At 36.1% G+C, this 18869-nt stretch carries 24 protein-coding genes; all 24 read right to left on the bottom strand.

Features of this window, described 5'->3' with window-relative positions:
• Positions 1-4: 4 nt before the first annotated feature.
• The 24 genes from BLV55_RS08305 to BLV55_RS08190 all read right to left on the bottom strand — a co-directional run bounded on the left by BLV55_RS08305 (position 5) and on the right by BLV55_RS08190 (position 18868).
• Positions 5-811, bottom strand: coding sequence for a TlyA family RNA methyltransferase (locus BLV55_RS08305; RefSeq protein WP_093313257.1), 807 nt, complete (start codon positions 809-811; stop codon positions 5-7).
• On the bottom strand, positions 792-2720 hold the full coding sequence (gene dxs, locus BLV55_RS08300; protein WP_093313255.1) for a 1-deoxy-D-xylulose-5-phosphate synthase: 1929 nt from the start codon (positions 2718-2720) through the stop codon (positions 792-794). Before dxs ends, BLV55_RS08305 begins: the two co-directional genes overlap by 20 nt.
• Before the next feature lie 106 nt (positions 2721-2826).
• Positions 2827-3414 carry a hypothetical protein gene (locus BLV55_RS08295; protein ID WP_093313253.1) on the bottom strand — a complete coding sequence of 196 codons (588 nt, stop codon included), beginning with the start codon at positions 3412-3414 and terminating at the stop codon, positions 2827-2829.
• Positions 3415-4142: 728 nt separating this feature from the next.
• Positions 4143-4586 (bottom strand): divergent PAP2 family protein, encoded by a 444-nt coding sequence (locus BLV55_RS08290; protein WP_093313251.1) that lies wholly within the window; start codon positions 4584-4586, stop codon positions 4143-4145.
• Between the two features lie 15 nt (positions 4587-4601).
• Positions 4602-5489: a polyprenyl synthetase family protein gene (locus BLV55_RS08285; RefSeq protein ID WP_093313249.1), complete on the bottom strand. Its 888-nt coding sequence runs from the start codon at positions 5487-5489 to the stop codon at positions 4602-4604.
• Positions 5473-5706: an exodeoxyribonuclease VII small subunit gene (gene xseB / locus BLV55_RS08280; RefSeq protein WP_093313247.1), complete on the bottom strand. Its 234-nt coding sequence runs from the start codon at positions 5704-5706 to the stop codon at positions 5473-5475. Before xseB ends, BLV55_RS08285 begins: the two co-directional genes overlap by 17 nt.
• Positions 5703-6917, bottom strand: a complete 1215-nt coding sequence (xseA, locus tag BLV55_RS08275; protein WP_176968330.1) for an exodeoxyribonuclease VII large subunit — start codon at positions 6915-6917, stop codon at positions 5703-5705. The genes xseB and xseA overlap by 4 nt, the downstream gene beginning before the upstream one ends.
• Before the next feature lies 1 nt (position 6918).
• Positions 6919-7887: a tRNA (adenosine(37)-N6)-threonylcarbamoyltransferase complex transferase subunit TsaD gene (locus tag BLV55_RS08270; RefSeq protein WP_093313243.1), complete on the bottom strand. Its 969-nt coding sequence runs from the start codon at positions 7885-7887 to the stop codon at positions 6919-6921.
• Positions 7884-8309, bottom strand: a complete 426-nt coding sequence (nusB, locus tag BLV55_RS08265) for a transcription antitermination factor NusB (protein ID WP_093313241.1) — start codon at positions 8307-8309, stop codon at positions 7884-7886. The genes BLV55_RS08270 and nusB overlap by 4 nt, the downstream gene beginning before the upstream one ends.
• 24 nt (positions 8310-8333) lie before the next feature.
• A complete protein-coding gene (locus BLV55_RS08260) occupies positions 8334-8720 on the bottom strand; it encodes an Asp23/Gls24 family envelope stress response protein (RefSeq protein WP_093313239.1) in 387 nt (128 codons plus the stop codon).
• Between the two features lie 86 nt (positions 8721-8806).
• Positions 8807-9238 carry a CD1247 N-terminal domain-containing protein gene (locus BLV55_RS08255; protein WP_093313237.1) on the bottom strand — a complete coding sequence of 144 codons (432 nt, stop codon included), beginning with the start codon at positions 9236-9238 and terminating at the stop codon, positions 8807-8809.
• A 17-nt stretch (positions 9239-9255) separates the two neighbouring features.
• The gene (efp, locus tag BLV55_RS08250; protein WP_093313235.1) at positions 9256-9813 is read right to left on the bottom strand and encodes an elongation factor P; all 558 of its coding nucleotides are present in this window, start codon (positions 9811-9813) and stop codon (positions 9256-9258) included.
• A gap of 32 nt (positions 9814-9845) precedes the next feature.
• Positions 9846-10910: a M24 family metallopeptidase gene (locus BLV55_RS08245; protein WP_093313232.1), complete on the bottom strand. Its 1065-nt coding sequence runs from the start codon at positions 10908-10910 to the stop codon at positions 9846-9848.
• Between the two features lie 96 nt (positions 10911-11006).
• Positions 11007-11270, bottom strand: a complete 264-nt coding sequence (locus BLV55_RS08240; protein ID WP_093313230.1) for a late competence development ComFB family protein — start codon at positions 11268-11270, stop codon at positions 11007-11009.
• 19 nt (positions 11271-11289) lie between these two features.
• Positions 11290-11868 (bottom strand): hypothetical protein, encoded by a 579-nt coding sequence (locus BLV55_RS08235; protein WP_093313229.1) that lies wholly within the window; start codon positions 11866-11868, stop codon positions 11290-11292.
• Positions 11855-12415, bottom strand: coding sequence for a type II secretion system protein (locus tag BLV55_RS08230; RefSeq protein WP_093313227.1), 561 nt, complete (start codon positions 12413-12415; stop codon positions 11855-11857). The genes BLV55_RS08235 and BLV55_RS08230 overlap by 14 nt, the downstream gene beginning before the upstream one ends.
• A complete protein-coding gene (locus tag BLV55_RS08225) occupies positions 12393-12764 on the bottom strand; it encodes a prepilin-type N-terminal cleavage/methylation domain-containing protein (protein WP_093313225.1) in 372 nt (123 codons plus the stop codon). Before BLV55_RS08225 ends, BLV55_RS08230 begins: the two co-directional genes overlap by 23 nt.
• Before the next feature lie 84 nt (positions 12765-12848).
• Complete coding sequence (gene aroE / locus BLV55_RS08220) at positions 12849-13718, bottom strand: shikimate dehydrogenase (protein ID WP_093313223.1); 870 nt, start codon at positions 13716-13718, stop codon at positions 12849-12851.
• Positions 13708-14499, bottom strand: coding sequence for a shikimate kinase (locus tag BLV55_RS08215; RefSeq protein ID WP_093313221.1), 792 nt, complete (start codon positions 14497-14499; stop codon positions 13708-13710). The genes aroE and BLV55_RS08215 overlap by 11 nt, the downstream gene beginning before the upstream one ends.
• A gap of 45 nt (positions 14500-14544) precedes the next feature.
• Positions 14545-14991, bottom strand: a complete 447-nt coding sequence (locus BLV55_RS08210) for a prepilin-type N-terminal cleavage/methylation domain-containing protein (RefSeq protein ID WP_176968328.1) — start codon at positions 14989-14991, stop codon at positions 14545-14547.
• 67 nt (positions 14992-15058) lie between these two features.
• Positions 15059-15820 carry a prepilin peptidase gene (locus tag BLV55_RS08205; protein WP_242870077.1) on the bottom strand — a complete coding sequence of 254 codons (762 nt, stop codon included), beginning with the start codon at positions 15818-15820 and terminating at the stop codon, positions 15059-15061.
• Between the two features lie 26 nt (positions 15821-15846).
• Positions 15847-17844, bottom strand: a complete 1998-nt coding sequence (locus BLV55_RS08200; RefSeq protein ID WP_093313215.1) for a response regulator — start codon at positions 17842-17844, stop codon at positions 15847-15849.
• Positions 17845-18498, bottom strand: coding sequence for a chemotaxis protein CheC (locus BLV55_RS08195; RefSeq protein ID WP_093313213.1), 654 nt, complete (start codon positions 18496-18498; stop codon positions 17845-17847).
• Positions 18488-18868: a response regulator gene (locus BLV55_RS08190; protein WP_093313211.1), complete on the bottom strand. Its 381-nt coding sequence runs from the start codon at positions 18866-18868 to the stop codon at positions 18488-18490. Before BLV55_RS08190 ends, BLV55_RS08195 begins: the two co-directional genes overlap by 11 nt.
• Position 18869 lies beyond the last annotated feature (1 nt).

Genomic DNA, 18869 nt, shown 5'->3' with positions numbered 1-18869 from the left:
ATAATTACGGAAGATCACTATGAGCTTGTTCAACGATTAAATCGATTTTTTCTTTATCTATTTTTGACGTTGTCGATGTGCTTTTTTGGAGCAATAATAAAAACTCTACGTTTCCTTTAGGACCTTTTATGGGGGAAAAAGATAAATCAAGTACTTTAAGGTCAATATGGTTACATTCATTTACCACTCGGTGGATCACTTGCTTATGCACAGAAGGATCTCTGACCACTCCATTTTTACCTACCATATCTCTTCCTGCTTCAAACTGAGGTTTTACTAATGCAACCAAATAGGATTCTGGTTTTATCAATTCAAACACCGCTGGCAAAACAAGCTTAAGAGATATAAAAGAAACATCAATTGAGGCAAAATCAGCTAATTCGTCAAGTTCTTTGGGTGTAACATATCTTATATTTGTTCTTTCCATTACAGTTACACGATCATCATTACGTAATTTCCAATCTAACTGACCATATCCTACGTCAATAGCTATAACACTACTCGCTTTATTTTGTAACATGCAATCAGTAAATCCACCTGTTGATGCACCAATATCCAGACATACTCTGTTTTCTAAATTCAAAGAAAAAATCTCCAACGCTTTTTCTAATTTTAATCCACCACGACTAACATAAGGCATGCTACTTTCCTTTACTAGTATATCTGATTCCTCGTCAACCTGAGTCCCTACTTTTTCAACTAATTCTCCATTAACTTTAACCAACCCTGCCATAAGAGCACTTTTAGCTTTTTCTCTGCTAGGAAAAAAGCTTTTCTCAACTAGTAGCAGGTCAATACGCTTTTTTTTCATGTGTTATCCTTTCATCTTGCTTAATAGATACAATCTTTGTGCACTTTTTATGATAAGTATGTTTTATATAGTGAATAATTTCTTTTGAAGATAAACCAGCCTGTTCATAAAGTGACTTCATGTCACCTTGTTCCGTGAACCGATCAGGCAATGCAAAAATGGATACTCTTTTCATTAGGTCGTGTTCATTGAAGGTATGTTGAATAAGTGAGCCCAGGCCACCAATCTTTTGGTTTTCTTCCATTACAATAATCGTTTCAGATAGTTTTCCGTATTCTAATAACAATTCTTGATCCAAAGGTTTAACAAATCGAGGGTCAATCAATGTACCTAAAATGCCTAATTCCTTAGCATCTTCAAGAATTTCTAACCCTATACGATTAAGACTTCCTAAGGCAATTATTATAAAATCATATCCGTACTCTTCAAGAACTATTCCTTTGCCGGTTTTGATAGGAGTACATTCAGATGATAATTTAAATGCTTCTCCACGCGGATATCTGATTAAAGAAGGACCATCCAATGTCATTGTATGCTGAATCATCGCTGTCAATTCATTTTCATCAGAAGGCGACATTATGGTAAGTCCTGGCACGGCCGACAAGCAAGATATGTCAAACACTCCATGATGAGTTTCGCCATCATTTCCTACAAGTCCAGCTCTATCAACTAAAAAAGTTACTGGTAAATTTTGAAGAGCCACATCATGTATCAACTGATCATAGGCTCGTTGCAAAAATGAGGAATATACAGCAAAAAATGGTCTTAATCCTGCCGCTGCCTGTCCTGCCGCAAAAGTAACAGCATGCTGTTCTGCAATTCCCACATCAAATAATCTGTTAGGATAACGATCTTTAAAATCATTTAAGCCTGTTCCATCGGGCATAGCGGCTGTAATAGCCATTACTCTCTCATCTTTTTCGGCGAGTTTTTCTAGTGCCTTTCCTGCAACAGAAGAAAAATCTCTCACAGAAGGTTTGTGTTTTTTACCAGTTATGACATCAAAGGAACCGATGCCATGGAATTTTGCCGGATATTTTTCGGCCATATGATAACCTTTTCCTTTAACGGTTAACACATGGACTACTTTAGGCCCTTTAATTCTTTTTGCTAAATTAAGAGCCTCCGTAACATCCTCTATACTATGCCCATCAATAGGTCCTATATAAGTAAAACCGAGCTCTTCAAATAAAACCCCGGGAACAAAAAAATATTTGATCGAATCTTTAGCTTTTTCGGCTGTGCGATAAACAGATTTTCCAAGAACAGGAAAATTTCCTATAAAACTTTCCAAATCTTCTTTTAGACGTGAATATACTGGAAAACTGCGAATTCTTGTCAAATAATTTGACAAACCACCTACATTCTCCGCAATTGACATCTCATTATCATTAAGTATAACTGTAAAATCAGTGCCGGATTGTCCTGCATGATTTAATGCTTCAAATGCCATTCCACCAGTAAGGGCACCATCACCGATGATAGCGGCAACATGATAGCAGTCTTTTTTTAAGTCTCTGGCCGTAGCCATACCTAATGCTGCTGACAGTGAGGTAGCACTATGTCCTGTATTAAAATGATCATGAATACTTTCATGACATTTTGGAAAACCACTTAGCCCACCATATTGTCTTAATGAATCGAAATCATCTCTACGTCCAGTAAGCATTTTATGGACATAACATTGATGTCCAACATCCCAAACAACTTTGTCATGAAAAGTATTGAAAGAACTATGCAATGCAACTGTTAGTTCGACAACGCCAAGATTAGAAGCTAAGTGACCTCCAGTTTTTGAAACTTTTTCTAGCAAAAACTCTCGGATTTCCTCAGCTAACAAATATTTTTCGTTAATATTCAACTTTTTCAAATCGGTTGGGGATTGAATCTGGTATAAATATGAAGCCATACCATCTAAGCCTCCTTCAAATCGTTTAACCTTTTATAACATTATACGTTTTTAATAAAAATATTGCTACATATATGCTACATTTTAATCAATATTTACATCACCTTCACGGTATATGCATTACTTTAGAAACAGCATGAACTAACTGATGTGAATTTTCTAAAGCGATATTTTTACCTATGGCTTTACCACCTACAGTGAGCGATGCTACAAAACCACCTAGAATTAGTGTTACAAAAATTTGTTGTGTTGACGACAATTCTGGCGATATCTTTAACAATATCGTCGCTGAAGCGACGCCGCTAACAATTCCACATATATCACCAACAACATCGTTACATATATTGGACACCATGCCTGCGTTTTTTAGCAACTGTATTGCCTTACGTGCTGATGGCACTTTATCAGCAGCCATCGCATGAAAAGGTTTTTCTGATGCAACAGCAACAGCGATACCGATCATGTCAAAAAAAACACCTAAAAATATAATTAAAATAAGGATAATAAAGGCGGGCACAATAGTAGCTTGAATAAGAATTTGCTCTGAAAGGTAATGAAATCCAGCCGCAAGAAAAAAAGTCCAGAAGGAAACCAGGGCTACCCATTTCAAATTATATTTCTTAAATAACTCTTCTATATGATTTTGTTCTGAACGTTGATTAGCAGTCTTTATCTTTTTTTTCCATTTGGTCAACGGTTATACCTCCATAAAGTTATTTATTCTATAGGATGCTAACCAGAAAAGCTGATAGCAAAATGCTATCAGCTAAAGTTGCAGTGGTAACAAATCAGGTAAATTTTACGGCTTAGGTCCAGTAAGTTTTCCCAGATTTTTACTGTGTGTCGCCATCACAGCGGTTTCCCTTTAAAAAAATCTCTGCTATGTCGCCATACGCAGAACTGGATTGCCACTTAGTCCGCACTGTAATCCCTGATTCATCTCATCATGTCACTGTGAACAGTCTAGGAGATTTCCTCAGCAGATCCACCAATTCTTAGCCTCTTTTGCAACATGGGTTTCAAGCAGCAATAGTCTCTTTGGTCGGGCCCTGACCTTTGAAACCTGATCTACTTATCTGCCCACATCACTCAAGGCAGGCTACGCTGTGCTCTACGCTGCCTCATTAAGGACGCCTGCACAGGTTTCACCATTCCGATCCGTTTATCGGAAAAGCCTCCACGAAGCGAGGGTCAACGCCCGCATGCCATTGCGGATCGCCCCCATCTTCTTTACTCCCAGAACCGACCCACAACTGGGCGTCACAAGCCGGAACCAGAAACTTCATCGATGTGCCCTTCGACGGATTTTTAGGCCCGCCTTCAGATATCGGTAAATCCGACTAGAATACTGCACCACTGCATCCTGTAAAGAAATTATACCATATTTGTTGAAAAAACTCAATTGAAGCCCTTTATCATAAGCTATAGCATCCAAATGGCAACTAGTATGCCTAATACAGCGCCAGCAAATACTTCCACTGGTGTGTGCCCTACCAGTTCCTTTAACTGTTCTTCAGACATTTTTTTATCTTTTTGGTAATCTTTCATAATTTCATTAAGAATAATTGCTTGTTTTCCTACTGCGTATCGAACACCAGCCGCATCATACATCACTACAAACGCAAAAACTAATGAAATAGTAAATATGGCAGAATCCCACCCATGAATTCGGCCAGTTCCAGTTGCCAAACTCATCACAAATGAAGAATGAGAACTTGGCATGCCACCAGATCCAACAAATCTCAGTACATTAAATCGCTTATCTACAATAAGCGTAAAAAGTACTTTTAGCCCTTGTGCAATGAACCAAGCAATTAATGTCACCCATAAAAGCCTATTTTCACCAATACTCTGAATAAAATTCATCCCTTACCTCCCAGCTTATGAACGTCTATTCATCAAAGCACTCGTCAACATAACTAAAAAGTTCGATTTCTCTCCATATGGTTTAAGAAACATCTGAACTTCTTTAGTTAGCTCATCCATTCTTTCGCGAGATGCTTCAATTCCATATAAAGCAGGATAGGTCATTTTTTTATTACGTTCATCACTTCCTGCTGGTTTTCCCATTTCTGAAGTATTTCCTTCAATATCTAGCAAATCGTCTTGAATCTGAAAAGCTAATCCTAAAGCATAACCAATTCTTTCCCAACCTTCCGCTTCATCATCATCAACTTCAGCCATGTAAGAACCCGCCTTTAATGCGGCTGCAATTAAAGCCCCTGTTTTATTATGATGGATATAGGCCAGTGTTCTTTCGTCAACCTTCTTTCCTTCATTCAATAGATCCGCCGTTTGCCCTCCTATCATACCATTAGTTCCAGATGCATCCGCTATGGATTTCATTGCCTTTAACCCAAAGCTGGGATTTTCTAACTTTAAGGTATGATCAATCATTATTTCATATGCTTTATTCAAAAGGCCATCGCCAGCCAATATAGCTATTCCTTCACCATAAATAATATGGTTTGTTGGTTTCCCGCGTCTCATTTCATCATTATCCATAGCAGGTAAGTCATCATGAACAAGAGAATATGTATGAATCATTTCTAATGCACATGCATATGGAATAGCTTGTTTAGGTTCTTTACCTAGTAATTCACAAACAGCTAATGAAAAAACAGGTCGCAACCTTTTCCCGCCAGCAAATAGGCTATACTTCATCGCTTCGAAGACTTCCTCATTAACTGATTGGTGTTCACCGATGTATGTTTCAAGGGCATCATTAACCATAAGCATATACTCATTCATTTTATTTTTCCACTGCATTAAGCTTTTCCTCCTTTTCCACAACGACACCATTTTCTTCTAAAATAATTGTCAACTTATCTTCAGCACTACTTAATTGATCATAACATTTTTTATACAATTCAACGCCTTGTTGAAATAAATTCAATGATTCTTCCAATGTTAGCTGCTGACTTTCCAGCTTGTTTACTATTTCTTCAAGCTTCAGAAAATCCTTTTCATAGTGACTTTTTTTCATGAATCAATTTCACCTTCTTTCTTTTTTAATACATTTGCAATCAACTCTCCATTTTTAAGCTTAACGTGAAAAGTATCGTTTATATTCATTTGGTGGATATCGGTAACTACCTTACCGTCCGGCTTCTGTATAATTCCATAGCCTCTTTTCATTACTGATAGCGGACTTAAATGGTCAATTTTATTACCGATAGAATCAAGTATCAAATAATCTCTCTTAATTTTTTCCATTGGTGCTCGCATTAATCTTTTTCTTATATGTTCTAATGTTTTCTGATCAGATTCAATCAATCGTTCAGGAAATCGAAAAGGTATTCGTTGGCGAATAGCCATTAACTCAATCTTATGATTATGTAATAACCTTTCACAGTTTTTTCTTGCACTAGTTATTTGTTGATCGATTTTGCTACAGATTTCGGTGATATCCGGAACGGCTATTTCTGCTGCAGCTGTTGGTGTATGGGCATGATAATCTGCCACAAAGTCTGCTATAGTAGAGTCCGTTTCATGTCCAATACCTGTTATCACTGGTATTTTTGATTCAGCAATGATATAAGCCAGTTCTTCATCATTAAAAGCCCATAATTCTTCTACGGCACCACCACCACGACCCAACAAAACAACATCAAGATCATAATTCTGTGCTAGCTTTACAGAGCGTACTAAAGATTTTGAAGCAAGTTCACCCTGCACCTGTGTGGAAAATAAATAGATGTTAGCCACTGGCCATCGTCTTTTTATCACCTTTAAAATATCCTGCAAAGCAGCACCTGATGGAGAAGTTATCACCCCTATTTTTTTAGGAAACAGTGGCAATTTTTTCTTACGATCTTTTCTAAATAATCCTTGTTTTTCAAGTCGTTCTTTGGATTGTTGAAAAGTACGATAATAGTCACCTATTCCAGCTTCTTCTATGTGTTCTGCATATAATTGATATTGTCCATCTCTTTCATATACAGAAATACCACCATTTACTTTTAACTTCATGCCTTCTTTAATATTTATGGTTAAGTGCTTTGTATTCTGTTGAAACATAACACAACGTAGTCGAGAAGTTTCGTCTTTAAGCGTAAAGTAATAATGTCCACTGCTATGAGCTTTGAATCCTGTTACTTCTCCTACAACCGAAACTCGATGCATAATTGGATCGGCGTTGAAAAGCTTTTTAATATATTTATTAACATCCGAGACAGAAAGTGTTTTAATGCGCATATTATTCATCCTTATTGTATAAAAATTGACGTAACGCAAGATGCGATATTCCTAATGCATTGTCGCTACAATGTTGTGGATCAGCGTAAATCAGCTTTATTTCAGGATTCACTTTATTTGTGAGTGTTTCTCTGAAAATTGAATTTGCCGCCACACCTCCAACTATTAGCAACATAGGTATGGGTTTTAATGCATGATGATTATTTAACCATAGTGCTATAGCTTCGCCTAAAAACACAAACATAGAATGAGCTAATCTTGACGTGTTCTCAGATTCATCTACCATGCGATGCAAAAAAGTTTCTGGTCCGGATAAGTTTAGTTCTAACCCCTTCACTCCACCTGGAATTGGTATTAAGCTATCAGTCCATTCCAGTGCTAGTTTTTCAAGTTGCGGACCCGATGGAAAGTCACAGTTTAAACTAACACCAACTCGATCGATTAACTGCCCAACGCTAATATCATTAGTATTACCCAAGATATCGATGTTGTATCCAGCGTTTCTACCTGGCGTTACCTCCAGCAATTCAGTCGTCCCACCAGACAAATGTAGTGAACAAAAAAAATCAGCATAGTCAAGATTTGCAGACCATAAGCCAGCAGCAATATGGCCTTCTTGGTGACTAAAAGAATAAAAAGGAACTCCCAAGAGAGAAGACATAGATCTGGCGATTGATTCTCCGGCCAAAAATACCGGCATATAAGATCCAGTTACAGGCCTTGGCACTACACTAGCCCCGATCGCCTTTACGATAGTGTTTTTTAAGGATGGCTTCAATTCTTGCATAATCTCTGGCAAAACGTTTACATGCTGAAAAAATGCATCTGATTGTCGCAATCCTCTTTGACCTTTAGGTGTACTTAAAAGTACTCTCTTTGAAGCTAAGCTTGTTCCATCCATGTTCATCAAAGCGACAGATGTTGTATAGTTACTAGTATCAAAGCCCATGACGATTTCTTTTTTGATCATAGTAAAGATCCGTCCTGCCCTTGATATTCTCGATGATATCTTCCTAAAATACCATTAATAAAAGAAGGTGACTGTTCTGTTCCAAATTTTTTTGCCAACTCAACAGCTTCATTAATGGTCACATGATGAGGAATGTTTTCCATAAATAAGAGCTCAGAAAGGCCCACTCTGAGTATAGCTAAATCTACCCGTGCAATGCGTTCAAAATCCCAGTCCTTAGAATAAGAACGTATGATCTTATCAATGCTTTCTCTTTTTTCAATAACTAAGTTTAATACATCTATTACATAGGTTTGTTGGCTTATATCATCATCGAAGTTTTCATTTTGATAAACTTCGAATCCATCCAAAGAATATTCATCTTTAATGATCATTTCATATGCTAATTGTATACAAAGCTCGCGAGCTTGCGTTCGTTTCATAAAGTTTCCTCCAGCTTATCAGTTCTATTTGCCAGTTTCTACCGTTTCTCCCTTTGTTTCTTCAGGAAATTTTACGGCTTGAACATGAACATTTACTTGCTTCACTTTCATCGCTGTCATATTTTCAACCATTGCTTTTACACGATCCTGTATTTCCCAAGAGATATCAGGGATCTTAAATCCATACTCAACAATGACATTCAAATGAAGTGTGATTAACTTATCTTTAACATCTACCTTAACGCCTTTCGATAAACTTTTTTTACCCAAAGCTTCGGCAAACCCGCTCGTTAACCCGCTACTCATACCCGCAACACCTTTAATAGAAGTTGCGCTAATACTTGATATTGTAGCTATTACTTCTTCAGCAACATTAATTTCTCCTATCGAATCTTTGTTTACAGACTTCATAATAACTCCTCCTATAGAATAAAAGAGAAAAAGAAAATCCAATGATTACTCAGAGGATTTTCTAGAAAAATCATTACATTTTTTATCTACTCTTTATCTTCGTGGTCGTGTCCACAACAACAGTCATCGCCGCAAAAATCCTCTTCCATAAATTCAATGATTTCATGACACTCTGGACATAAAACTTCAGCATCATCGTCATACAATATGTCTTCATCCAAATAGATTACTTCTTGACATTTAGGACATTCTACTTCCATGAAGTCAATATCATCATCACACTCAGAATCATCATCCAAGTCTAAATCTTCCTCGATTTCAGCCAAGTCATCATCTAGTGCTTCTACATAATCCTCCAAGTCTTCTTGATCTTCCTGGATTTCGTTGATTGCCTCTGCCATTTCTTCTAACGCATCTAATATACCTAGCAATAATTTTCCTTCCTTAGAGGATTCTTTAACCTCTAACCCTTCCGCTAAGCCTTTTAAGTATGCTACATTTTCAAATAAATGATTCATGTTATTCCTCCTTTTTTTTATACCCTGGACATATATTCGCCAGACCTTGTATCTACACGCACATTATCACCCTCATTAATAAATAAAGGTACATGGATAACAGCCCCGGTCTCCACCTTAGCAGTCTTTGTTACATTAGACGCCGTATCTCCCTTAACACCCGGTTCTGTTTCGATGATTTTCAACTCAACAAAATTAGGTGCTTCCAATTGAAATGCTTTCCCTTGATAAAACCGGACAGTTGCTGTATCATTTTCTTTCAGAAATTCAATAGCACCTGATACGATATCTTCTGTTAATGGAAATTGCTCAAAGGTTTCATTGTCCATGAAATAGTAGAATTCACCATCATTGTAAAGATATTGCATTTCTTTCGTTTCAATTAGTGCCTTTTCAAATTTATCACTAGGATTAAAAGCTTCTTCTCGAATGGAGCCAGTTATTAGGTTTTTGTATTTTGTTCTTACAAAAGCAGCACCCTTTCCAGGTTTAACATGCTGAAATTCCATTACAACGCATGGTTCTCCATTCTTTTGAAACGTAATACCTTTACGAAAATCTCCTGCCTGTATCATAAAGTTCCTCCTTATTCAATTATTTTAATGTTTTATCCTACTTCTTGCAACTTCTTACAAGATTGAGATAGAACTTGATACCCTTCATTAGTTACTAATACTAAGTCTTCGATTCTTACCCCACCAACACCCGGAAGGTAAATTCCCGGCTCAATGGTAATGACCATTCCTGGCGTAAGTCGTGTAATTCCCTTTTGACTTACTTGTGGCAACTCATGAACTTCAAGACCAACACCATGCCCTAATCCATGGCCAAAAGCTTCTCCGTATCCTGCTTTTGTGATGATATTCCTCGCAATATCATCAAGCTCTTTGCCTGATACTCCTGGTTTTACAGCTTCTAGTGCTTTCGTCTGTGCTTCTAAAACCACATGGTAAATTTCTTTCTGTTTATCATTTGCTTGTCCTGCAACCAATGTTCTAGTCATATCTGAGCAGTAGCGATTTACAATGCTTCCGAAATCAACGGTTATCAAGTCTCCGTCTTCAATAATTTTATCAGAAGCTACACCATGAGGCAACGCACTTCGATGACCAGAAGCTAGAATGACAGGAAAACTAATGTTTTCAGCTCCGTTACGCCTCAAAAAAATTTCCAAATCCAATGCTAGATCTTTTTCTTTTTTACCAGGATGAAGGTGTTGTTTTATGTATTCCCATCCTACATCTGATAATGCAGCCGCTTTTTCTATTTTTTCAATTTCATCCTTTGTCTTGATTGAACGTAGTTTTTCGATCAAGTTTTTTAAAGGTACTAATTTGATTTTTTCATGATGATTCATTAATTCAACCGCTTGACGATAAGAAACTTTATTTTCTTCGATTCCAACAATCCTAATACCTAGATCTTTAAAGTGATCAGAGACTGAATGCTGACTATCCGTCATAAGAAAAGTCAGGTCTGTACATTCTTCCCTTACTTGTTGGCGGTATCGAAAATCTGATAAAACAAACTGTGAATTCTTTGTTATTAAAACCATTCCAGTAGAACCAGTAAACCCAGAAAGGTAATAACGATTTGCTTCACTAGTAATTAGTACAGCATCGGCTCTATTTTCTTCAATCCATTCTCGAATTTTATTAACCGCCCTATCCATAAAAACCTCCAAATTATGTAGTCTGAACATTTTTAGCATCTTAGAGTATAACACATTTATTAGAAAAAGAATAGGGTTATTGTGTCGTCATCTCTTCTAGTGTCGTGGATGCTTTTTCACTTTTTCAATCCCTTGAACTAACACGGAGGTTACGTCTGTTTCAAACTGTATTGTTAGATCTTTAGCTTTTGTATAAACTTCACCTTTTTCAGTTACAAAATATTGTGGCGGTAGATGATTCAGTGCATAAGCTTTAACATCTAAAATACAGTTTTCACAAGTACAAATATTAGGATCTTTCTCTACAAACACTTTCAACATACGATCCACAACAATTTCCATGTGATTTTTCAGTTCCATCATTCTTCCCCCTTGATTTTTATATTTTGGGATAACCTTGCACAAGTGATTCTAAATATAGTGCTTGTATGATTATTGAATCCCAGCCTTCTTCTGATTTATGATGTTCATTTACGATTAACGGCATTTTTGCCCTTCCTTCCAGAAAAACCCTTGCATTTTCATAATACCCATGGACATTTATCATAAGCGTTTTTCTATCTGTTGCAACTGATATCGAAACGTCAAATCCGTGTTCATGCTCGTATTCAGAAAAAGCCTCTTTCATTTGTTTACTAATTTCATTTTCCATAGAAGAAAGTTTTGGAATAAAGTGCTTTTCAAGATGCACTTCTAATAATGGTGCCGCCTTATTTTTATCGTTAGCCATATCAATATATGTGTGTATCGCATCTTCTGACCATAGAAACAAGTGGTGCATCGTTAGAATAAATGCAGATTCAGCTAAATATTGTGCCTTGACCCTATGGAACGAAGACTGTTGTAAATAGTAATCATTGATATGTAATGACATAATCGATAAGGATAAAGCGATCACACTAGAACCTATTAACAAGCAGATGATGCTGATATATCCTTTTGAATTATATTTTGTCATATTTCCTCCATAGGGGACTAATTCTTATATCTATAGAAGCACTATAATCAGATGCAGAACAAAAAACCCTCAGACAAACCAAACGGTTATTTTCAATTTCTTCAATTTCAATTCGATCAATTCCTGATGCTAAGACATTGTGTTCTCCATTGAGATTAACTCTTAATGAATTTGAATCCTTGTGAAAATACAGCCAGGTATTTTTTCTATCTGTGAAAGCGCCGTCAAACTGAAAGTATACAAATCTCCACTCATCCTTAACATTATCATAGACGTTACTAGTAAAAAGTTGCTGGTCTGACTGATAGTATAACTCCTGCCTATTGCTTTGTTGAAAACGTTTGTCAATCGCTATCACTGCGTACCTGATATTTTGTTCATATCTTAATTGTCTCATTTGAGCCTTGTTGTGTTTCGTAATGAAAGTACTGCCTGTAACCATTGTTGCAACTAGCAACGTCATCATTGCAAAAGAAAGGATTACCTCAATCAGTGTTAATCCCTTAGAGTTTAACCTCTTGCTTCTACTCATTATCATCAACAACATAATAATACCTCTTGTCATTCCAAGGCTGCTCCGCATGATATCTAATCGCAATCAACCTATATTCAAGGTCTGTTTCATTACATTTAGCCGTTACACAAGTAGTAAAAAAGGTTTCGGTATTTTCTAACGATGTCATTTGATCAATCCCATCAAAAGAAACACCAGCTATTACCTGCTCCATTTGACTGTAGACCTGATTCGTTAAACGATAAGAACTGGAAGACCTCTCCTTAATAAGCATCGTTTGACCGAAAACCTCCAACGATACCATCAAAAGCAAGCAGATGATAAGCAATGAAATCATTACTTCAACAAACGCAAATCCTTGTCGATTATTCGAACAAATCATTTGATCCTCCCTATTTCATCGTAGATTTTCTTCCATTTACTCGTGTTTTCTTAGTATTTCATTTATCTTCAAGAAGCCCTAATGTCAATTGCTTTTTTTGACAAGATAATCATTAATAAGTTGCATCGGCATTTCGTGACCAGTCCAAATCTTAAAGGCTAAAGCACCTTGTCCTATAATCATTCCTAATCCATTCAAGATATTACATCCTGAAGCTTCGGCTAATTGGAGGAGTTTTGTTTTAGCAGGTGCATAAATAATATCGACAACGGTTAAATCTGAATGAAATACATCTATATCTGTAATAATTGATTGCCCTATATATTCACCCATCCCAATACTCGTTGTATTTATTAAAGCGGTAGCATCTTGACATTGAAGCTTAATAAGATCCATCTCTATTTCAAAGTATGTGATATGACACTTTGGGAAGTTTTCTTTAACGCAACGCATTAAATTTAATGCTGCGGGTTTGCTGCGATTGAAAATCACAATTTCGGTAGCTCCTTCCAACGCCAATTGCATCACAATACTTCTTGAAGCTCCCCCTGCACCTAGTACAACAAACTTATTTCCTTCGGCTATTATATGTTGTTTTTCTAAAGATAAAAGAAATCCTTTCCCATCGGTATTATGACCAATCAGCTTTCCGTTTTTATTAAAAACAGTGTTTACGGCATTGCATAAACGGGCTTCTTCTGTTATCTCGTCTAAATAAGAAAGAACGAGTTCTTTGTAAGGCATTGTTACATTGAAGCCCGTAGCATCTAAAGATTTTAAGCCTTCAACCGCTTTTTCTAATTGATCTTTTTCCACTCGAAAAGCCATATACGTGTAATTTAGTCCATGAAACTCAAATGCTAAATTATGTATTTCAGGAGATACGCTTTGACAAACCGGATTGCCCAGTAGAGCTATTAGCTTTGTTTTACCGGTAATTCGATTACTTGTCATCTTGTACACTTCCTAAAAACTTCACAATTTCTAATGCAATATCATCGATTTTTTCATGGCTTGTTTGAATTGAGAAATCAGCTACTTGACGGTAAGCAGAGTCTCTTTCATTCATCATCTTTTCAATCCTTTCAATAGACATATTATCCTTCAATAAAGGTCTTTGAGCGTCATTGGATAATCTCGAAAAAATATCTTTTGGAGTAGCTTTCAGCCATATAACAATTCCATGCTTTTTCAATAAATGAACATTGCTTTCTTTAAGAACAATCCCTCCACCAGTGCTTACGACGGATTTCACATCCGATTCAGTAATTTCATTTAACAGGGCATGCTCCATTTCTCTAAAAAAACCTTCGCCTTTCATATGAAAAATATCGCTGATAGACTGATTGCATCTTTGCTCTATCTCAGAGTCCATCTCAACAATATTCATCGCAAGCATGTCCGCTACTTTTTTAGCAATTGACGTTTTTCCACTCCCCATAAAACCAGTAATAAATATATGTTTTTGAAACATATATTTAGACTGCACTTGGCGACTCATTCGAATAATTAAATTTTGAATGCATTTTATTTCCTCAATAAAACGTTCGTCAGATACATAAGAACACACTCTATTAATAACTTCGTTTTCTCTTTCTGGATGAAAAAGCGGCAATTTTTCTTCTTTTTTTTGCTTTATAATGTGCATTGAAACCTTAAATCTTTTTTCTAAAAGGACCGCAATATCCTTATCTAGTTTATCAATTTCTGTTCTAAGTTTTTCTAACTTCTCCAAAAGTACACCCCTTTAAAAAGATTAATCTTTTCCGTATTCATCCTATTAATAAACATCAGAGATAACGATTCGACCTGAACCTATATGTATTTCTATATCGATCCTGTCGTCCTTGTTCCTTAACGTAAATTTACCATAATTCGTCACACCTCTTCGGTTAAATGAAATTCGCAAATCTGATGTTTCAGCTCTTTCTACACCCTGAGGCAAATCCCATATATGGATACGCTGGCCAAAAGCTATTGATTCACGAATACTAAATCGATCTTTGGATAAGAAAACTTCATAGGATTTAGACTCATCCATACTCAGCTGTCTTGCCATTTGCAATGCACTTTCCAGCTCATGAGCCGAATTTCTTAATATCGTTCGTTGATAGATTGCTTGTGCATTAGGTAGAGCTATTGAAAAAAGCAAGCCTATTATAAAAATAACGACTATGAGCTCTATCAATGTAACTCCGTCCTTATTACTTCTTGCCCGAAATTTCATAACAAATCCACCACACATTTAAGATGTTTTCAAATGATCAGATTCGCTAAACCATATATCTAAGCACCTATATGTTTATAAATCTATCTAAATACCATAGCAATAAATATGGTTCATAAAGGAATGTCAGGAACGCAGCCAAAGCAATAAATGGACCGAAGGGAACCATATCTTTACGCCCTTTATTTCTGATAAGCATTAGCCCAATAGCATAGATTCCACCAATTAGAAAAGATAAAAAAGTTACCATTAGAATTCCTTGCCATCCAAACCATATCCCCAGAGCAGCCATTAGCTTTATATCACCTCCACCCATGCCACCCTTCGAGAGAATAGCAATAAGCAAAAAGAATCCACCTCCCAAGAGTATTCCTCCTAGGGAGTTTAATAAAACCGGACTCCTAGTTTCATAAAAAATGTATATCGAATACAGCGTTCCTAACAGTGCAATAATTAAATTAACACCATCAGGAATGATTTGATGATCCAGATCAATAAAAACAATTACAATCAGCAAAAAAGTGATGATGGAGTAAAAGATAAAATGCATGCTAACCCCTGTTTCCATATATACGAGAGTCACTAAAAATCCCGTTAACAACTCGACTAATGGATATCGAGAAGAGATAGATTTATTACAAAAACGACATTTTCCTTTCAAAAATAACCAGCTAATAACAGGTACTAAATCAATTGAACGTAATTTCATTTTGCAGGATGGACAGCGCGATGACGGAAACACAATAGATTCATCCTTAGGTAATCTATGAACACACACATTTATAAAAGACCCAATTAAAAGACCAGTAATAAAAACCAACAACCACACATTCAGTTCTCCTTTCGGCAACGTTCTTAATCGTTCACCATCATTTGTCTTACAATATTCCATTCAATTTCCAATTCGAAAATCCATTTCTTTAGATCATCCCAGTAATGTTCAGGTTCTTTTCTTAAAACGTTCTCAATTTCTAACAACATACTTACCATTCGATCCATCGAAAGGTTCATCGACGTTCCTTTCAACGCATGAATTATAATCCGAATGTTTTCTTGATCTTTTCTCTTTATTGCCTCTTTTAAATTATATATGGCTTCAGGAAAATGAGCAAGCGCTGTATCGATTATTATCTGAAGCGACTCTTGATTATAGGATAATTGGTTCTGTAACCGCTCAATATTAAAATGATGACCTAATTTTTTATGATTTTCCACCTGAGAAAAAGGAGCTGTGTTAATAACGATATGCTTTTTCAGCACCTTTGTTAACTGGCTTTGATTTATAGGTTTTTCAAGAAAATCATCCATTCCTGCCTCTTTGCAGCTTTTCTTTTCTGATTCTGTTACCCCGGCACTTAGCGCAATAATGGGAACATGACTGCCACCATCGCGTTCAAATTGCTTGTATTCTTTTGTCACTTCAATTCCATCCATCAACGGCATTTGAACATCCATCAGAGCTAAGTCATAATGATTATTTTTCAAATAATTTATTGCTTGTCTACCATTTGTTGCATAGGTGACAGAAGCACTTGGAACGATATTTTGAATCATTGCCGTCACCAGCTCAATGTTCATTAAAACATCATCAACGATTAATATGGATATTTCCTCCGTAAATGATTCTTCTGATCTTTTCTCACTTGTTTTCTGGTTATTGACTTTTTGATCAGCAATTTGCGCTTCGATAGATTCATTTAAGATTAATTCAAAATAGAAACACGACCCCTCTCCTAGTTTGCTATTCATCTTAATCTTACTGCTCATCAAATGCGCTAAATGATTCGATATGACAAGACCAAGCCCTGTGCCTCCATATTCACGAGTAGTAGAATTGTTCGCTTGAGTAAACACATCAAAAATTCGCTGTGATTGATTCTCAGAAATTCCAATTCCCGTATCAATTACTTCGAATAAATAGCAGCCTTTTCTTTTTTCTATCGAAGCATAGCTAACTTTAAGTATAACAGATCCATCTGTTGTGAATTTTACCGCATTTCCCACCAAATTTATCAATATCTGTTTGAGTCGTACTGGGTCAACCAGAACATTACGAACCGCATTAGGGTCAAACTCTAATGCTAATTGCAATCCTTTCTTTTTTGCTTGGTATCTAAACATCTCTATAGATTCTTTGCAAATAACAGCTAAGTTTGAAGGCACTAAATCCAAGGTCATTTTATTTGCTTCAATCTTTGAAAAGTCCAATATATCATTAACAATAGTTAGTAATGATATTGCGGAAATTTGAGCATTATCAAGGTATTCATTTTGCTTATTCGTTAAAGGCGTAGATTTTAACAGTTCAAGAAATCCAACAACTCCATTTAAGGGTGTTCTTATCTCGTGACTCATATGTGCCAGAAACTGACTTTTAGCTTCATTGGCTTTTTTAGCTTCTTTTGCATGTTTTCTTGATTTTTCTTCACTGATTTTTAATGCTTCCTGAGTTTCTCTAATAAATTTTATTTTTTCATTTAACGTCTGGACCCTACGATATTGATTTGTGATATCTTCAATTTGCAACATAATCCAAACATCACTGTTTTCGACGACCGGTTCTATTTGTAAGTTTTGCTTAACGATACCTTTTGAAGGGCTAGGTTCAATAAACACTGGATGAAAAGCGCCTGAAAAAAACATATTTTGATGATTAGTCAGGGTGTTTTTAAGCATAGATTGATAGTAAGTGTTTTTAAGAACAGGAAGAACCGTCATAATGTTTTTTTCTAATACAGATTCCTTTTGAATACCGCTATATGCTTCTAACCATCCGTTCCAAAACCTTATAGAAAGCTCCTCATCCAATAATATAATACCAATATTCACTTTATCTAGCATTTTTTGCAACACTTATATATCCTCCAAATCCAATAATATTTCGTTGATTTTGGCCGTTAATTCCACTATAGAATCTAATCCTAAAACAATTAGGATGGCACCTTGGGTTTCGAATTCTTCTATTGAAAAAGAATTGTTAATAATAAGTACATGAGGATCTTTTCCTTCAAACAGTTCCCCTTCTTGTTCCGGATAAAAAAAAGTCTGTACTTCTGGAAGTGAATAGTCCAGTTTTACCTCTAGTAAGTTTCCTAGAGCACCCACGATTGAATTTAGTATGACATTACCTATTTCTCTAATGGCATCAAAATCTGTATCTGTTAATTCTTCGTGTGCTAAAGCTTCAGACACATCTCCTGCATCTTCTATTTCGCCTAAAACAAGTTTTACCAACCATTGAGACTTATCTCTTGGAAATATAAGCTGAGCATTTCCTGAAAAAACAGACCCGAATTTCAACGTAGACACTACTACATGACTATTAAAAAAAGAGGGTTTCATTTTTTCATAGATAGCACGATCATTCTGTGATTTTGAAAGTATAAATAATTCTGGTGTTGTAAGTGTGATTTTTTTTCGAAGCATGTCCGAAAGAAGACTTGCTGCCTGCCCGACATATATATTCATATGTTCTCTTAATGCTTCCTTTTGAAGCTCATTCAACATCTCGACTCCTCCTTATCACTTCTGATAAGTATAAAGCTTTATCTTCTGTAAAGGGTTTATGAATAAACTCCAGGACCCCAAGTGCCATTACTTCTTCTTTAACCACTCGTTGTACATCAGCTGATAAAACAACGACTTTGCTTTTAGTCGCAGGATACTTATCGCGTAATAGCCTCAAAAAATCAACACCACTCATTACCGGCATTAGCAGATCCAACAAAATATAATCCGGTTCTTCCTTTTCAAATAACTGATACCCTTCCCATCCATCACCTGCTGCAATTAACTCTGCATCAGGTAATACCTTATTCAAAAGTTTAGCATGAATTTTTCGATATAGTGCAGAATCTTCGATAATAAGTATTTTCATC

It is taken from the genome of Tindallia californiensis, from assembly GCF_900107405.1.
Lineage (GTDB): Bacteria > Bacillota > Clostridia > Peptostreptococcales > Tindalliaceae > Tindallia > Tindallia californiensis.
The sequence above is the reverse complement of the archived record's forward strand: the minus strand, read 5'-3'. Positions and strand labels throughout refer to the sequence as shown.

What these genes read in the sequence shown, in the direction of transcription:
- BLV55_RS08305 (WP_093313257.1), bottom strand. Translation starts at nt 811, where the DNA reads ATGAAAAAAAAGCGTATTGACCTGCTACTAGTTGAGAAAAGCTTTTTT.
- dxs (WP_093313255.1), bottom strand. Translation starts at nt 2,720, where the DNA reads ATGGCTTCATATTTATACCAGATTCAATCCCCAACCGATTTGAAAAAG.
- BLV55_RS08290 (WP_093313251.1), bottom strand. Translation starts at nt 4,586, where the DNA reads ATGAATTTTATTCAGAGTATTGGTGAAAATAGGCTTTTATGGGTGACA.
- BLV55_RS08285 (WP_093313249.1), bottom strand. Translation starts at nt 5,489, where the DNA reads ATGCAGTGGAAAAATAAAATGAATGAGTATATGCTTATGGTTAATGAT.
- xseB (WP_093313247.1), bottom strand. Translation starts at nt 5,706, where the DNA reads ATGAAAAAAAGTCACTATGAAAAGGATTTTCTGAAGCTTGAAGAAATA.
- xseA (WP_176968330.1), bottom strand. Translation starts at nt 6,917, where the DNA reads ATGCGCATTAAAACACTTTCTGTCTCGGATGTTAATAAATATATTAAA.
- BLV55_RS08270 (WP_093313243.1), bottom strand. Translation starts at nt 7,887, where the DNA reads ATGATCAAAAAAGAAATCGTCATGGGCTTTGATACTAGTAACTATACA.
- nusB (WP_093313241.1), bottom strand. Translation starts at nt 8,309, where the DNA reads ATGAAACGAACGCAAGCTCGCGAGCTTTGTATACAATTAGCATATGAA.
- BLV55_RS08260 (WP_093313239.1), bottom strand. Translation starts at nt 8,720, where the DNA reads ATGAAGTCTGTAAACAAAGATTCGATAGGAGAAATTAATGTTGCTGAA.
- BLV55_RS08255 (WP_093313237.1), bottom strand. Translation starts at nt 9,238, where the DNA reads ATGAATCATTTATTTGAAAATGTAGCATACTTAAAAGGCTTAGCGGAA.
- efp (WP_093313235.1), bottom strand. Translation starts at nt 9,813, where the DNA reads ATGATACAGGCAGGAGATTTTCGTAAAGGTATTACGTTTCAAAAGAAT.
- BLV55_RS08245 (WP_093313232.1), bottom strand. Translation starts at nt 10,910, where the DNA reads ATGGATAGGGCGGTTAATAAAATTCGAGAATGGATTGAAGAAAATAGA.
- BLV55_RS08240 (WP_093313230.1), bottom strand. Translation starts at nt 11,270, where the DNA reads ATGGAACTGAAAAATCACATGGAAATTGTTGTGGATCGTATGTTGAAA.
- BLV55_RS08235 (WP_093313229.1), bottom strand. Translation starts at nt 11,868, where the DNA reads ATGACAAAATATAATTCAAAAGGATATATCAGCATCATCTGCTTGTTA.
- BLV55_RS08230 (WP_093313227.1), bottom strand. Translation starts at nt 12,415, where the DNA reads ATGTTGTTGATGATAATGAGTAGAAGCAAGAGGTTAAACTCTAAGGGA.
- BLV55_RS08225 (WP_093313225.1), bottom strand. Translation starts at nt 12,764, where the DNA reads ATGATTTGTTCGAATAATCGACAAGGATTTGCGTTTGTTGAAGTAATG.
- aroE (WP_093313223.1), bottom strand. Translation starts at nt 13,718, where the DNA reads ATGACAAGTAATCGAATTACCGGTAAAACAAAGCTAATAGCTCTACTG.
- BLV55_RS08210 (WP_176968328.1), bottom strand. Translation starts at nt 14,991, where the DNA reads ATGAAATTTCGGGCAAGAAGTAATAAGGACGGAGTTACATTGATAGAG.
- BLV55_RS08195 (WP_093313213.1), bottom strand. Translation starts at nt 18,498, where the DNA reads ATGTTGAATGAGCTTCAAAAGGAAGCATTAAGAGAACATATGAATATA.
- BLV55_RS08190 (WP_093313211.1), bottom strand. Translation starts at nt 18,868, where the DNA reads ATGAAAATACTTATTATCGAAGATTCTGCACTATATCGAAAAATTCAT.